The organism is Bifidobacterium lemurum (genome assembly GCF_014898175.1).
GTDB lineage: Bacteria > Actinomycetota > Actinomycetes > Actinomycetales > Bifidobacteriaceae > Bifidobacterium > Bifidobacterium lemurum.
In genome coordinates this window covers 686,520-700,340 of sequence record NZ_CP062948.1, presented here as the reverse complement: position 1 = coordinate 700,340, position 13,821 = coordinate 686,520, and the positions used below count along the sequence as shown (strand labels likewise).

12 protein-coding genes and 1 tRNA gene are annotated in these 13,821 nt (G+C 63.4%); 11 read left to right on the top strand and 2 right to left on the bottom strand.

Going from position 1 to position 13,821, the window contains the following annotated elements:
• Window positions 1-19 precede the first annotated feature (19 nt).
• Both obgE and proB read left to right on the top strand, forming a co-directional pair.
• On the top strand, window positions 20-1,696 hold the full coding sequence (gene obgE / locus BL8807_RS02680; RefSeq protein WP_072723342.1) for a GTPase ObgE: 1,677 nt from the start codon (window positions 20-22) through the stop codon (window positions 1,694-1,696).
• Between the two features lie 204 nt (window positions 1,697-1,900).
• Window positions 1,901-3,034 (top strand): glutamate 5-kinase, encoded by a 1,134-nt coding sequence (gene proB / locus BL8807_RS02675; protein WP_072723345.1) that lies wholly within the window; start codon window positions 1,901-1,903, stop codon window positions 3,032-3,034.
• Window positions 3,035-3,166: 132 nt separating this feature from the next.
• Here the strand turns inward: proB and BL8807_RS02670 are convergent, their stop codons facing one another.
• Window positions 3,167-4,504, bottom strand: coding sequence for a polysaccharide deacetylase family protein (locus BL8807_RS02670; protein ID WP_083570060.1), 1,338 nt, complete (start codon window positions 4,502-4,504; stop codon window positions 3,167-3,169).
• Window positions 4,505-4,658: 154 nt separating this feature from the next.
• Here BL8807_RS02670 and BL8807_RS02665 point away from each other — a divergent pair, with 154 nt between their 5' ends.
• The 4 genes from BL8807_RS02665 (at window position 4,659) to nusG (ending at window position 7,225) form a co-directional block, all read left to right on the top strand.
• Window positions 4,659-5,867: a pyridoxal phosphate-dependent aminotransferase gene (locus BL8807_RS02665; protein ID WP_072723347.1), complete on the top strand. Its 1,209-nt coding sequence runs from the start codon at window positions 4,659-4,661 to the stop codon at window positions 5,865-5,867.
• Window positions 5,868-5,979: 112 nt separating this feature from the next.
• Window positions 5,980-6,055 (top strand) — tRNA-Trp (locus BL8807_RS02660).
• 34 nt (window positions 6,056-6,089) lie between these two features.
• Window positions 6,090-6,314 (top strand): preprotein translocase subunit SecE, encoded by a 225-nt coding sequence (secE, locus tag BL8807_RS02655; protein WP_072723350.1) that lies wholly within the window; start codon window positions 6,090-6,092, stop codon window positions 6,312-6,314.
• 44 nt (window positions 6,315-6,358) lie between these two features.
• Window positions 6,359-7,225: a transcription termination/antitermination protein NusG gene (gene nusG, locus BL8807_RS02650; RefSeq protein WP_072723352.1), complete on the top strand. Its 867-nt coding sequence runs from the start codon at window positions 6,359-6,361 to the stop codon at window positions 7,223-7,225.
• An 82-nt stretch (window positions 7,226-7,307) separates the two neighbouring features.
• Here the strand turns inward: nusG and BL8807_RS02645 are convergent, their stop codons facing one another.
• Window positions 7,308-8,021 carry a FadR/GntR family transcriptional regulator gene (locus tag BL8807_RS02645; RefSeq protein ID WP_072723354.1) on the bottom strand — a complete coding sequence of 238 codons (714 nt, stop codon included), beginning with the start codon at window positions 8,019-8,021 and terminating at the stop codon, window positions 7,308-7,310.
• Window positions 8,022-8,177: 156 nt separating this feature from the next.
• Here BL8807_RS02645 and BL8807_RS02640 point away from each other — a divergent pair, with 156 nt between their 5' ends.
• The 5 genes from BL8807_RS02640 to BL8807_RS02620 all read left to right on the top strand — a co-directional run bounded on the left by BL8807_RS02640 (window position 8,178) and on the right by BL8807_RS02620 (window position 13,767).
• Window positions 8,178-9,359, top strand: a complete 1,182-nt coding sequence (locus tag BL8807_RS02640) for an acetamidase/formamidase family protein (RefSeq protein WP_072723356.1) — start codon at window positions 8,178-8,180, stop codon at window positions 9,357-9,359.
• Between the two features lie 53 nt (window positions 9,360-9,412).
• A complete protein-coding gene (locus BL8807_RS02635) occupies window positions 9,413-10,393 on the top strand; it encodes an ABC transporter substrate-binding protein (RefSeq protein ID WP_072723358.1) in 981 nt (326 codons plus the stop codon).
• A gap of 155 nt (window positions 10,394-10,548) precedes the next feature.
• Window positions 10,549-11,286, top strand: coding sequence for an ABC transporter permease (locus BL8807_RS02630; protein ID WP_226847440.1), 738 nt, complete (start codon window positions 10,549-10,551; stop codon window positions 11,284-11,286).
• Between the two features lie 50 nt (window positions 11,287-11,336).
• Window positions 11,337-12,170, top strand: coding sequence for an ABC transporter ATP-binding protein (locus BL8807_RS02625; RefSeq protein ID WP_226847439.1), 834 nt, complete (start codon window positions 11,337-11,339; stop codon window positions 12,168-12,170).
• Between the two features lie 10 nt (window positions 12,171-12,180).
• Window positions 12,181-13,767 (top strand): AtzH-like domain-containing protein, encoded by a 1,587-nt coding sequence (locus BL8807_RS02620; RefSeq protein WP_235815968.1) that lies wholly within the window; start codon window positions 12,181-12,183, stop codon window positions 13,765-13,767.
• The last annotated feature ends 54 nt before the right edge of the window (window positions 13,768-13,821 follow it).

The following is a 13,821-nucleotide window of genomic DNA, read 5'->3' as shown; positions in this document are numbered from 1 at the left end:
GCATGTAAGGTAGAGCGTTATGAGTGATTTTGTGGATAGAGTGACCGTCCATGTCAAGGGCGGCGACGGCGGCAATGGTTCGGCGGGCATCCGCCGCGAGAAGTACAAGCCGCTGGCCGGCCCGAACGGCGGCAACGGCGGTGACGGCGGCTCCGTGATCTTCGTGGCCGACCGCAACGCCACCAGCCTGCTCGACTACCGTTTCATGCCGCACCGCGTGGCCGGCAACGGCACCATGGGCTTGGGCGACAACAAAGACGGTTCCAAAGGCGAGGATCTGATCCTGCCCGTGCCCTGCGGCACCGTGGTGTTCAGCGCGAAGGGCGCGCAAGGCGGTGAACGCCGTCCCGGTGACCAGCTCGCCGATTTGCGCCATGAGGGCGACCGTTTCGTCGTGGCCGCGGGCGGTTCCGGCGGACTGGGCAACATCGCCCTGGCCAACCGCACCCGCCGCGCCCCCGGCTTCGCGCTGTTGGGCGAGCTGGGTGAGGAGCGCGACGTGGTTCTGGAACTCAAATCCATCGCCGACGTGGCGCTGGTGGGCTTCCCCTCCGCCGGCAAGTCGAGTCTGATCGCCGCGATCAGCGCCGCCAAGCCGAAAATCGCCGACTACCCCTTCACCACGCTGGTGCCGAACCTCGGCGTGGTCATCGCCGGCGACCGCCGCTACACCATCGCCGACGTTCCCGGCCTGATCCCCGGTGCCAGCCAAGGCAAGGGTCTGGGTCTTGAATTCCTGCGCCATATCGAGCGCACGGAGATCATCGCCCATGTGATCGACTGTGCCACGCTGGAACCGGACCGCGACCCGATCAGCGACTACGAGGCGTTGGAGCACGAGCTCGCCGAATACGCCGGCTCGCTGGACCTGCCGTTGGGTGCGATTCCGATTCCCGAACGCCCGCGCGTGATCATCCTCAACAAGGCCGACATGCCCGAGGCCGAGGAGCTCGCCGAATTCGTCAAGCCTGAATTCGAAGCCAAGGGCTTCCCCGTGTTCGTGATCTCCACCGCCAGCCATAAGGGCCTGAAGGAATTGAACTTCGCCCTGTCCGAAATGGTGGCGAAGATGCGCGAGGAAGTGGCCAAGCGCGAGCAGGCCGAAGAGGAGGCCCGCGTGGTCATCAAGCCGCTCGAGCAGGAGGGCCGCCGACGCCGCCGCGCGGACGAGGGCGGCAACGCGCTCGACTTCACCGTGGAACGCAAGGAGAACGCCAACGGCGAATTCTGGTACGAGGTGCTGGGTGCCAAGCCGGAGCGTTGGGTGATGCAGACCAACTTCGACAACGACGAGGCGGTCGGCTACCTGGCCGACAGGCTCGCCAAGCTCGGCGTCGAGGACGAGCTGCGCCGCAAGGGCGCGCATCCCGGCGACGAGGTGCGCATCGGCCGCGGCAACCGTGCCGTCGCCTTCGACTGGGATCCGACGATCTCCGCCGGCGCCGAAATGCTCGACGGCACGCAGCTCGGCGCGCGCGGCAAGGACCTGCGCCTTGAGGAGCAGGACACGCGCGCCCACCGCCGCACCAACGCGGAACGCCGCCGCGAATATCACGAGATGATGGACGCGCGCGCCGCCGTGCGCGAGGCGATGATGGCCGAACGCAAGGCCGGCCATTGGGCCGACCCCTCCATCGACGACGACCGCCACGACGAGCACAGCCTGTTCGGCCGCGGCGAAGACACGGAGGAGTGATTCCGGCGTAGCCGCACCTGCTCGCGCCGCCGGTCCGCGCAGGCCTAGCGCCGCTGGTCCGCCCGCGGCCAGGCCGTCCCGTCCCGTGGACCGTGCAGTCAGAGGGTGGAATGCCGCGGTGCTTACGCAGCGAAGTCGGCGTACAGTGTGACCGAGTAGCCGATCGCCGGACGCGCGGCGGAGGATCGTAAGAGGAGAACGCGAATGTCCACACCATCGCAGGCCGACGTGCGCCGCGCCATCGCCGCCGCGCAGACCGTGGTCGTCAAGGTCGGATCCAGCTCGCTGACCGGCCCCAGCGGCCATTTGGATCCGGAGCGTCTGGACTCGCTGGTGACGGCTTTGGCGCAGGTGCGGCTGATGGGCGCGCGCGTCGTGCTCGTCTCGTCCGGCGCCATCGCCGCCGGTTTCGGCCTGCTCGGTTTCGACTCGCGCCCCGCCGACGTGGCCACGCAGCAGGCCACCGCGGCCGTGGGCCAAGGCCTGCTCATGGCACGTTATGAGACGTCGTTCGCGCGCTACGGCATTCGTGTGGGGCAAATCCTCATCACCGCGGAAGACACGATCCGCGCCACCCAATACCGCAATGTGCAGCGCACGCTGGAACGACTGCTCGACCTCGGTGTGGTGCCGATCGTCAACGAGAACGATTCGCTGGCGTCCAACGAGATCCGCTTCGGCGACAACGACCGGCTTTCCGCGCTCATCGCCAATCTGGTGCGCGCGGACGCGCTGGTGCTGCTCACCGACGTGGACGCGCTCTACACCGCTCCGCCCTCGCAGCCGGATTCGCGGCGCATCGCCTACGTGCCGAACGTGATCGACGCGCTGGGCGACATCCGGGTCTCCGGTGCCGGGTCGAAGGTCGGCACCGGCGGCATGGTCACCAAACTTGAGGCCGCGCGTGTGGCCGCCGTCTCCGGCATCCCCGCCGTGCTCACCTGCGCCGCCAATGCGGGACCGGCGTTGATGGGCGATCCCGTCGGCACCGTGTTCGCGCCGGTCAAGCAGCGGGGTTCGTCGAGGCGACTGTGGATCGGGTTCGCCGCTGAGCCGCGCGGCACGATCGTGGTGGATTCCGGCGCGGCCCAGGCCGTGCGTGGGGGACGGGCCTCGCTGCTCGCCGCCGGCGCGGTGGAGGTCAGGGGCGCGTTCTCCGCGGGCGATCCCGTGTGGGTCGACGACGAGGCCGGCGCGCATCTGGCGCGAGGGCTGGCCGGATACGATTCCGAGGAGATTCCGCAGATGCTGGGGCGCAACACCGCCCAGCTCAAGCGGTTCTTGGGCGACCAGTACGCGCATCCGCTGGTGCATCGCGACAATCTCGTCGTGTTGTGACGCTCTCGCTCGTCCCGCGCTCGCGTTCGTCGTACTCGTTTTACAACGATTTAACCACTCCGCACTCAAAATGGCTTAACGGCGGTAGCGTTATGCCCCCTATGGTTAAAGCGTTGTAATCGACAACCCGCCCTACTGAATCGCCCCGATGAACGTCTCCAACGACCCGGTGCCTTGGATGCGCACACGGTCGAGCACCATCGGATCGTCGCCGATGTTCGCCCAACCGTACTGCGTGGTGAACGCGCACAGCACGCCGGCCTCGCGCACGGCCTCGATCGCGTCGGGCGTGGTGTCTCCGAAGGGGTATGCCAGCGCGTCGAGCGCGCCCGTGACCGCCGCGGACTGCTTGAGATCGTCGATGATCTCCTGCTTGGTCATCGCGCTGATCCGCCCGCCGTGCCCCACATTGCCGCCGGCCTGATGCATGGCGTAGGAATGCGACTGGTATTCCAGATACGGCGTGGCGTAATCCTTCATGCGCTGCGGCGCATTGCCGTCGTTCGCGATGATGAACGACGTGGCCGGCACTTGGTAACGCGCCAGCAGCGCGCCGCCCACGCTCATGAATCCGGGCTCGCCGTCGTCGAAGGTGAGCACGACGCTGCGTTTCGGCAGACTGTGCGTGCCGTCGATGAACGCGCGCACCTCATGCCAGGACGGATAGTAGAAGCCGTTGTCGGTCAGATACCGTAGCTGCTGTTCCAGCGCGCTTGCGGCGATGTAGTTGTTGTTGAGGTCCGCGGGCGGGGTCGCGTCGTCGTACACATAGTGGTACATCAACACCGGGATTCCGCCGTTTTGCGTCTCCATCGAGTCGACCACGCGCACGGTGCGGGTCGCCGTGGCCAGATTGCCCTTGGAATTGCGCACCGAGTACGTCACGGTGTAGTCGCCCGCCGTGTCGGCATCCACCGTGCCGGAGGTTTGGATGGCGGCGGTGAGCACGCCGTCGTCCGGATCGATGGCATGCGCGCCGCCCTCCACATACTCCTCGCCTTTGAGCATGATGGTGGTGGGGCTGCCGTTCACTCCGATGACGATGCCGCCGGGGCTGAGCTCCGGGGCTGCCGTGCGTTCCAGCGTGGCATGCGTGACGGTGGGCGGATTTGGCGAGCCGGTTCCGGTCGTCGTGTCGCGGCCTCGCATCAGCGTCGGTGCGGCGAAAGGCGCGATTACCAGAGTCAGCGCCGCCAGCGCGCACGCGACGACGACGGCCAGCGCCGCCAGACGTTGGGTGCGGGCCTGTCTGACGGCCGCCCGTGCGGATCTGCGGCTGACGTGGCCGCCATGGCTGTAGGCGCGCGAATCGGACGAATGCCGGTGCGCGCCCGCATAGCGGTGTTCTCCGGAACGCCGACGCCCGTCCGTTGTGCGATTCCCGCCCGTCGTGCGATTCTTGTCCGTCGTGTGATCCCCGCCCGTTGCGCGACGTCCGTTTGATGCGCGATGTGAACCTTTCGCGGCCATAGCTCCCCCTGGTATTCCGCTTCGACGCGTTCTTCTCTCGCCCTTAATTATTGCATCACCCCCGTCGATATGGCATGGCCATGCGAGGGGTGTCGCATGTCGGGCATGGGGTTCCCTCTGGTTGGGGTCAGGGGTTAGCATGGTGCGCATGACTATGGCTCAGTGGCAGACCCTTTCCGACCGTATCAACCAAGTGGCTCCCAGCGCGACGCTGGCCGTCGATTCCAAAGCCAAGGCGATGAAGGCCGCCGGTATCGACGTCGTCGGATTCGGCGCGGGCGAGCCGAATTTCCCCACCCCCGACTACGTGGTGGACGCCGCGGCCGAGGCCGTGCGCGATCCGAAGAACTACCGCTACACGCCCACCCCCGGCCTGCCCGAGCTGCGTGAGGCGATCGCCGCCAAAACGCTGCGCGACTCCGGCTACGAGGTCGACCCCGCCCAGGTGGTGGTGACCAACGGCGGCAAGCAGGCCGTGTATTCCATCTTCCAAGTGCTGCTCAACGAGGGCGACGAGGTGATCATCCCCGCGCCGTACTGGACCAGCTATCCGGAGGCCGTGAAACTGGCCGGCGGCGTGCCCGTCGAAGTGTTCGTCGGCGCCGAACGCGGATTCGAGCCCGACATGGACGCGCTGGAGGCGGCGCGCACCGAACGCACCAAGGCGATCATCGTCACCTCGCCCAACAATCCGACCGGTGCCGTGTGGAGCCCCGAAACCATCAAACGCATCGGCGAATGGGCCGTCGAACACCACATCTGGATCATCTCCGACGAGATCTACGAGCACCTGAACTACGACGACGCGCACACCACGTACATCGGCGCGGCCGTGCCCGAATGCCGCGACCAGCTGGTGGTGCTCAACGGCGTGGCCAAAACCTACGCGATGCCCGGCTGGCGCGTCGGCTGGATGGTGGCCCCGCTCGAGGTGGCCAAAGCGGCCAACAAACTGCAGGGACATATGACCTCCAACGTGGCCAACGTGTCGCAGCGCGCCGCTCTGGCCGCCGTGGCCGGCACTCTGGACGCGGTGTATGCGATGCGCGAGGCCTTCGACGTGCGCCGCAAGGCCATCGTCGCCGCGCTCAACGACATCCCCGGCGTGGTCTGCCCGACGCCGACCGGCGCGTTCTACGCCTTCGCCGACATCCACGGCCTGCTCGGCAAGCCGCTCGGCCCCAACGGCACCGTGTCCGAAACTTCCGCCGAATTCGCCGCCGCCCTGCTCGATGAGGCCCATGTGGCCGCCGTGCCCGGCGAGGCCTTCGGCGCGCCCGGATATCTGCGCTTCTCCTACGCGCTCGCCGACGACCAGCTGGCCGAGGGCATGCGCCGTTTCAAGGCCTACGTCGAAGCGTAGCGACACACGGGTTGCTGAAATCGTGATGTACTGCTAAGGTAACTCCTTGGCGGTTTTGCCCCATGCGAACGCGTACGTTCCACGCATCGTGTAGCATGGGCAGAGTTCACCTAGGGAAGTGGCGCAATTGGTAGCGCAACGGTCTCCAAAACCGTAGGTTGTGGGTTCGAGTCCCGCCTTCCCTGCCAAGTTTGATAACCCAGAGCACCATGAAGGACGGATATGGCTAAGAAGAGCAGCACCAAAGCAGTCAAGCCGAATGTCTTCATGCGCGTCGGCATGTTCATCAAGCAGATCATCGACGAGCTCCGCAAGGTCGTGACCCCGACCGCCAAGGAGCTGTTCTTCTGGTCGCTGGCCGTGTTTATTTTCGTGCTGCTGCTGATGGCCCTCGTCACGGGCATGGACTTCGGTCTGGGCAAGCTCGTGCTGTGGGTGTTCGGCTGATCGAATAACCCTGAACCCACCCCAACAAAAGGTGAATAAAACGCATGAGTGATGAAGTGAATCTTGAGAATCTGGATCTCCCCCCGGTTGTCGAGGAGGAGTCCGTCGAGGTTCCCGACGTGAATTTTGAGGCTATTGACGCCGAAGCTCCCGTTGATGAGTCCGCTGAAGCCGAGACGGTTGAGGGGGCCGTCGAGTTCGCGGAAATCGAATCTGAATCCGATGAGGATGAGGACGCCGCTCCCGTCGTCGACGAGGAGACCGGCGAGATCGCCGATGACGACGAACCCGTCGACGCCGGCCAGAAGGCCATCGACGATTTCTCCAAGAGCCTGCGGGCCTTGGAAGGCAAGTGGTATGTGCTGCACACCTATTCCGGCTATGAGAAGCGCGTGAAGGCCAACATCGAGTCCCGCGTCGCCTCCTTCGGCATGGAGGACCAGATCTTCCAGATCGAGGTGCCGATGGAAGAGGTCGAGAAGCACACCGACAAGGGCAAGAAGGTCATCACCCGCGTTCGCGTGCCGGGCTATGTGCTCATCCGCATGTGGCCGGACGAGAACGCCCGCCGCATCGTGCGCGAAACCGAAGGCGTGACCGGCTTCGTCGGCCCGTCCAAGGATCCGGCGCCGCTCAGCCGCAAGGAAGTCGTGGCCATGATGGCGCCGATGATCGCCTCCGAGGCGCTCAAGGCCGCCGGTGACAAGCCCGCCGCCGCCAAGAAGCGCGCGGTCGAGGTCTCCTACGCCGTGGGCGACCAGGTCACCGTCACCGATGGTCCTTTCGCCACGATGGCCGCCGTCATCTCCGATGTGGAGCCGACCACCCAGAAGCTCACCGTGCTCGTGTCCATCTTCGGCCGCGATACGCCGGTGGAGCTGGGCTTCAACCAGGTCGAAAAACTCGCCTGAGCCTAAGCCCATACCAAACCCGTTATGAAAACCCAGCCACTCCGGCTGGGTTTTCGTGTATATGCCCGACCGAATCGTTTTCTCAACGTGACAAGGCGCTGACATCGCGCACGTCTGCCAGATGCCGTTTCATGGTGTGTTCGGCATTATCGCTGTCATGCAAGGTGATGGCTTCGAAGATGAGCTGATGCCCCATATGCGAGATGCGCCGTCCGGTGGGCGTATGATGCGACCGTTCGCGTACGTGCTCCGTGCATTTGAAAGTGAATTGCAGCACGGTCAGCAACAGCGGATTGCCGGTGGCGTGCGCCAGAAGGAGATGGAAGCGTATATCGAGGCGCATGGATTCCTTCTGGCTTAACCGTTCGTTCTCCTCCTGCTGGATGATCTCCCGCAAGGCCGCAAGATGGGTGGGACGCGCGCGTTTCGCCGCCAGAGCGGCGATTTGCGGTTCGACGGATTCGCGAAGCTCGAAGGCGTTGTTCAATTCCGTATCCACGGATTCGAGCATGGAGGCGAGACGCCGTGTGTTCGACATCGGATCGAGCACGGTGCTGCCCCGCCCTTGCACACGTTCGATCAGATGCTTGGATTCCAATTCGGAAAGGGCCTCACGCACCGACGTGCGCGAAATGTTGAAATCGGCGGCCAACTGTCGCTCCGAAGGCAGCCTCGAACCGGGCTTCACCACGCCGTTCATAATGGCCTGCTCCAGATGACTGGCGAATTGGGCGCTGATGCTGCGGCTGGTCAGGTCGATTGGAGGGATGAACGTGTTACCGGAGGATTCAGACATACTCTCATATTGGCATGATGGCCATACCAATTACAAGCCAGAATCGCTGATTGGTCTTCCCTTTGTTTCCCGCCAGTAACAAGTGGGTAACCGCTGGCGGATGTAACGAAAACCGATATGTGAGCCGCCTATTCTTGCAGGCATTCAACGATTGGTATGACCAAAAAGGTGGTTGTGATCATGGGCTGCGTAACGGATACGGTCGAGATGCAGGAACAGATGGTTCACGTTCCCGCATCCGTGGAGAACACGTTATGGGGCGTGCTGCCAATCGGCAAGGACCAACCCATCGCTTCGGTGGCATCGGGGCAGACCGTGGTGATCGACACCATCAGCCATGAAGGCATCATGCCGGATCAGGGGGCGGACCCGGTGCGGTATTTCGGTGCGAAAGGCATCCGACGCGATGAGATACTCGACGACACGATCGCCGTTCCGGAATACAAAACCCACCGCGAAGGGGACGGTTCACATATCATCACGGGCCCCATCGCTGTCCGTGGTGCCAAACCGGGGGATGTGCTTATGGTATCCGTCGACTGTCTCGAACGTCGTACACACTACGGCGTCATCTCCACGCGCCACGGCCGCGGCGTCATGGTCGGCTCCCAGTGGGAGGGCGATTACGGTGCCCTCTGCAAAGTCGTGGAATCGGACGGAACCGAATACGGACAGATGGTGCCCGACGGTGTGGATTTCCACGACGATGCGGCGCTTGCCGCAAGCGGCTACCCGCGTTTCGCACTGCATCCTTTCTTGGGCATTATGGGCGTCGCCCCCGACCTGCCCGAGCGTCCATGCTCCATTCCGCCGTATCGTTTCGGCGGCAATATCGATGTCAACGACATGACTGAGGGCAGCGTGCTGTTCCTGCCCGTACAGGTGGACGACGCCAAATTCTACGTCGGCGACCCGCATTTCGCGCAAGGGGATGGCGAGGTGGCGCTGACCGCACTCGAAGCGCCGCTGCGCGCCACGCTCACACTCACCGTGATCCCCCGGCGGATTGCCAACGAACTCTTCGGCGAATGCTCGGTCCCCTTCGCCTATGCGCGGGGCAAACTGCTGGTGCTCGGCTTGGATAAGGACCTCGACGAGGCGCTGCGGCACAGCGTGCGCCGTGCAATCGAGATGCTCGCCTCGATGTTCCACCTGCCGGAGCGAGTCATTTACCTTTATCTTTCCGCGGCCGCTGATTTCGATGTCTCGCAGGCTGTGGATTTGGTCAGCGGCGTGCATGCTCGCATTCCGCTGGATGATTTCGTCGCGAGGCTACCCGGCGGCGCCGGTGGCTTTCTCAATCGCATCGCCCGCGCGATGCGATCCGCGAACGGCTGATACACGACTTTCCTTCGAAAACTAACTATGAGAGGAACAGAAAGGAAACAACAATGAACAGGAATATGGTGAGAAAAACAGTAGCCGTGGCCGCCACGGTTATGCTCGCGGTCGCAGGCACGATGACGCTTGCGGGTTGCAGCACGGGTGAGCCGGATCATAGCTCCGCCGCGGATAATCCCGATTCCACAACGATTCGTGTGGCCACGCAGCGTCAGCCGCATCTGTTCGCCGCCTATGAATGGTCCAAGTACGTGCCCGAGGGCTATTCGGTCGAAGTGGTGCCGATGGCCAACTCCAACGATGAGAAGGACGCATTGCTTTCCGGTGATGTAGACTTCGCTCTGATGGGCGTGCCGACGGTTATCTCTCAGGCCTCTCAAGATGGCGGCATCAAGGTCATCGCCGGCGGCGCGGATGGAGGATCCGGCCTGATGGTCTCCTCGTCCATCACCACGGTGGACCAGCTGAAAGGCAAGAAGATCGGTTATGTGCCGAACTCCTCGCAGGAGATGGCGCTTCGATTGCTGCTGAAGTCCGCTGGGCTGAATCCGGATTCCGACGTGCAGATGATCAACATCGGCTATTCGGAGATGTCCGAAGCGCTCGCGCGAGGGGATATCGATGCCTTCGCCGGTGCCGAAATGGGCGTCTCCCTCGCGAAACTCGCGGGAGCCAACGAAATCGACTCGATCTACAACACTCAGATCGGCAAGGTGAACATCGCGCTGGCGGCCAGCGACAAGGTCATCAGCGGCAATCCCGATCTGGTCAAAATCGCGATCGCCGCGCATAAGAAGTCCACCGAGGCGCTGTCCGCGGATAAGGCCGCTTGGAAGGACGGCGTGATGAAGCAATTCACCTTCGACTCCGATGCGCTCGACAAGGCCCTCGACAATATGTGGCTCCACTGGGACCTGAATGACGAATACCAGAAGCAGTGCGAGGAGCTGGCCAAGCAGATGGTCGACATCGGTTCGATCCAAACCGCGCCGGAGTCGTCGGCGTATCTTGACGATCAATTCGTCAAGTAATCCGCCGGCAAGCAAGCCATTGTCACGTAACGCATCGAATTTGGGAATCGAGAGGAAGGGATTCGAGGATTATGCACCGCGTCAAGAAAATCGTTCCAAAGGTGTTGTTGGCGTTGCCGGTACCGATTCTTCTAGTGGTTTTGTGGAATCAGGGTGTGAAGTACGGTTGGACGCTTCCTTTTGACATCCGCTTGGCGCGGGTGCCCTCGCCCTCGTCGGTTGTCAAGCGCATCGCCGATCTCGCGGTCGGCGGTTATCTCAACGATCCGTATTCCGCCACGTTGTGGAAGCATATGTACGCTTCGTTGGTCCGCGTGTTCAGTGGCTTCGGTCTTGCCGCCGTCATCGGCGTGCCGTTGGGTGTGCTGATGGGTCGGTCGAAAGTCGCCTCGTCGATGCTGGAACCGACGTTGAATCTGATCCGTCCAATCCCCGTCACGGCCTGGGTGCCGCTGACCCTTATCATGATCGGCATCGGCGACCGCTCCACCATCTTCTTGGTGTTCCTCGCGGCGCTGTTCCCCATCATCCTCAACACGGTCACCGCAGTGGAACAGGTGCCGGAGCGTCTGCTGGAGGCCTCCGCCATGTTGGGCACATCCAGAGCCAAGGCGTTGTGGAAGGTCGTGTTCCCGGCCGCGTTACCTGGCATCATTGGCGGACTGCGCGTGGCGATCGGCCTAGCATGGGCGCTGCTCGTCGTCGGCGAGATGACCGGCATCACCGTCGGCCTTGGCGCCATGATCACCGAGGCCAAGGAAGTCTCCAAAACCGACCTGATCGTGGCTGGCATGTTCATCATCGGCATTCTCGGTTTTCTGAGCGATCGGCTCATCGTATGGATCGTCAAAATCGTGGCGCATCGTCGTCCGGTGCTTCCGGCCAGTAAGTGATTTGAAGGAGAGCAGCAATGCGTATAGGGGCAATTCAACGTCACGCCGGTATGATCGATGTTCAGGGCGTCGGCAAGCAGTATGGCAATGGAACGTATGCCGTCAAAGACGTCAATCTCCACATCGACTCAGGTGAGTTCCTTGCCATCGTAGGGCCTTCTGGATGCGGCAAAAGCACTCTACTGCGTATGATCGCCGGATTCGAAAGCATCACCGAAGGCCAGATTCTGGTCGAGACGCGGCCGGTCAGCGGGCCGGGTCCCGACCGTGGCGTGGTGTTCCAGGACTACGGTCTGTTCCCCTGGCTCACCGTGGAGGAGAACATCGCGTACGGCCCCAAGGAGGCGGGCTACCCGCGCAGCCAAGTGAAGGAGCTGGTGGATAAGTACATCGATTTGGTGGGATTGAAACTCTTCGCCAAGAAGTTCCCCCACGAGCTTTCCGGCGGCATGCAGCAGCGCGTGGCCATAGCGCGCGTGCTGGCCAACACGCCTTCGGTGATGCTGATGGACGAGCCGTTTGGCGCGCTGGATGCGTTGACCCGCGAACAGCTGCAGAACCAGCTTTCCTATATCCAGAAGGACCTCGGCATCACCGTGGTGTTCGTCACCCACAGCATCGAGGAGGCTGTGTATCTGGCAGATCGTGTGGTGGTGATGGGAGATGGCGCGGCCAGCGGCGTGGCGGGCAATATCAAGAAGATTGAAACGATTTCGCTTGATGGGCCGCGTGACACCACCTCCGTGGAGTTCAATCGCTACCGCAGGGACATCTCCGAATTGATTCACGGTAAACGGCGAAGGGAGCGGCGAGCGAATGAGTGGAGAAAGCACAGCCGGACCGCGAATCCCACGAGATCTCGTCGTAGCGGTCGAAGCATATGAACAGGCGTTGATGGCCAATGATGCCGCGCGTTTGTCGGTGATGTTCGCCGACGATTCGGACGGCGCGCCCGTCACACGCGCCGATGATGCGGGCGTGCTGTACGGGCGGCGGTCCATCGCAGGGTTCCGCAAGGCGAGGGCGGCCGCCCCCTCCCGCACGCTGCTTCGGCGTACCTATCGCATGCTGGGTGCCGCCGCGGCCGTGGTGGTCAGCGAATTCGAGAAGACCACCGGCGGCATCGTCCTGCAGACGCAGGTCTGGCAGCTGCTTGACGACGATTGGAAGATCGTCTCGGCGCATTTGACTTATCCTCGCCCTGCCGTGGATACGCGCGTCTGGCGCGTTGCCGGTTCGCCCCTTGTCGCGGGGAAGTATGAACGCGGGACGGAACAACATGACACCGGACTGCCTTTGGCCGGGCTCAGCGTGGCGGTCAAGGACCTTTACGGAGTGGAAGGGCAGATCATCGGCGCGGGCAGTGAGGCGTACCTTGAGGAAGGCGCACCGCAGCAGCGCAACTCCTGGCCGGTGCAACGCCTGCTGGATGCCGGCGCGGACGTGTTGGGCATCGCACGGACGGACGAGTTCGCCTATTCGATCGCCGGCACCAATGTGCATTACGGCACGCCACCCAATCCGCAGGCGTCGGGCCGCATTTCGGGCGGCTCCTCATCCGGATCCGCTTCGGCCGTTGCCATGGGGCAGGTCGACATCGGTCTCGGCAGCGATACGGGCGGCTCGGTGAGGGTGCCCTCGTCCTACCAGCATCTGTGGGGCATCCGCACCACGCACGGGCTGATCCCCATGGAAGGCGTGCTGCCTCTGGCCCAGTCTTTCGACACCGTGGGGTGGATGACCCGCGACTGGCGGCTGCTTGAGCGGGTGGCTGAGGCCATGATTCCGAAGGGCGACGGTCGCCATGTTCCGCAGCCGCGATTGTCCGGCCATGTGGTTTGGGCGGATGAATTGCTGGATCTTGTCAGCGATGACATGGCCCAGGCGTTGGGGCGATGGTTCGATGGGCTGCGCGGCAGCCCCGATCTTGCGCAGGCCGACGTGCATATCGAGCATAGGACGCTGGGCGACATGCTCGGGCCGGATCATGGCGGCGACGCCGCCGATCGTTTGGACGGCTGGCTGAACACGTTCAAAGTGGTCCAAGGGTATGAAGCTTGGTGCAACCATGGCGAGTGGGTGTCGAAGCATTGGCCGACGCTGGGCGACGACGTGGCATCGCGTTTTCGCGTCGCGTCTAAGCTGGGACGGGACGATTATGATGCGGCGTGCGCTCGCAAATCGCGCTACCGCGAAGATGTGCGGCTGGCGCTGGGCAGCGACGTGCTGCTGGTCCCCAGCGCGTCCGGCGTCGCGCCGAGCATTGCCGACGCCTCCATCGGCGGCGAATCCATCGAACGCAGCCGTACTGCCACCATGCGTTTGACCTGCATTGCGGGATTGTCCGGCTTGCCAGCCGTGAATATTCCATTGCGTACGGCCGACGGATTGCCTTGCGGCGTATGCGCCGTGGGGCCTGCGGGCAGCGATGTCGAACTTATCGCCTTCGCCGGGCGTTTGAGCGAACTGGCCTCAGTCTGAGGCTCTTCTTCGAGGCGGCTCCGCCCGACGTGACGGGATGAGGGCTCGGACGTG

Excerpts from the sequence above, each read along its gene's own strand:
- BL8807_RS02635 (WP_072723358.1), top strand. The coding sequence starts at position 9,413 with ATGAACAGGAATATGGTGAGAAAAACAGTAGCCGTGGCCGCCACGGTT.
- BL8807_RS02625 (WP_226847439.1), top strand. The coding sequence starts at position 11,337 with ATGATCGATGTTCAGGGCGTCGGCAAGCAGTATGGCAATGGAACGTAT.
- BL8807_RS02670 (WP_083570060.1), bottom strand. The coding sequence starts at position 4,504 with ATGGCCGCGAAAGGTTCACATCGCGCATCAAACGGACGTCGCGCAACG.
- BL8807_RS02620 (WP_235815968.1), top strand. The coding sequence starts at position 12,181 with ATGGCCAATGATGCCGCGCGTTTGTCGGTGATGTTCGCCGACGATTCG.
- obgE (WP_072723342.1), top strand. The coding sequence starts at position 20 with ATGAGTGATTTTGTGGATAGAGTGACCGTCCATGTCAAGGGCGGCGAC.
- nusG (WP_072723352.1), top strand. The coding sequence starts at position 6,359 with ATGAGTGATGAAGTGAATCTTGAGAATCTGGATCTCCCCCCGGTTGTC.
- BL8807_RS02645 (WP_072723354.1), bottom strand. The coding sequence starts at position 8,021 with ATGTCTGAATCCTCCGGTAACACGTTCATCCCTCCAATCGACCTGACC.
- secE (WP_072723350.1), top strand. The coding sequence starts at position 6,090 with ATGGCTAAGAAGAGCAGCACCAAAGCAGTCAAGCCGAATGTCTTCATG.
- proB (WP_072723345.1), top strand. The coding sequence starts at position 1,901 with ATGTCCACACCATCGCAGGCCGACGTGCGCCGCGCCATCGCCGCCGCG.
- BL8807_RS02640 (WP_072723356.1), top strand. The coding sequence starts at position 8,178 with ATGACCAAAAAGGTGGTTGTGATCATGGGCTGCGTAACGGATACGGTC.
- BL8807_RS02665 (WP_072723347.1), top strand. The coding sequence starts at position 4,659 with ATGGCTCAGTGGCAGACCCTTTCCGACCGTATCAACCAAGTGGCTCCC.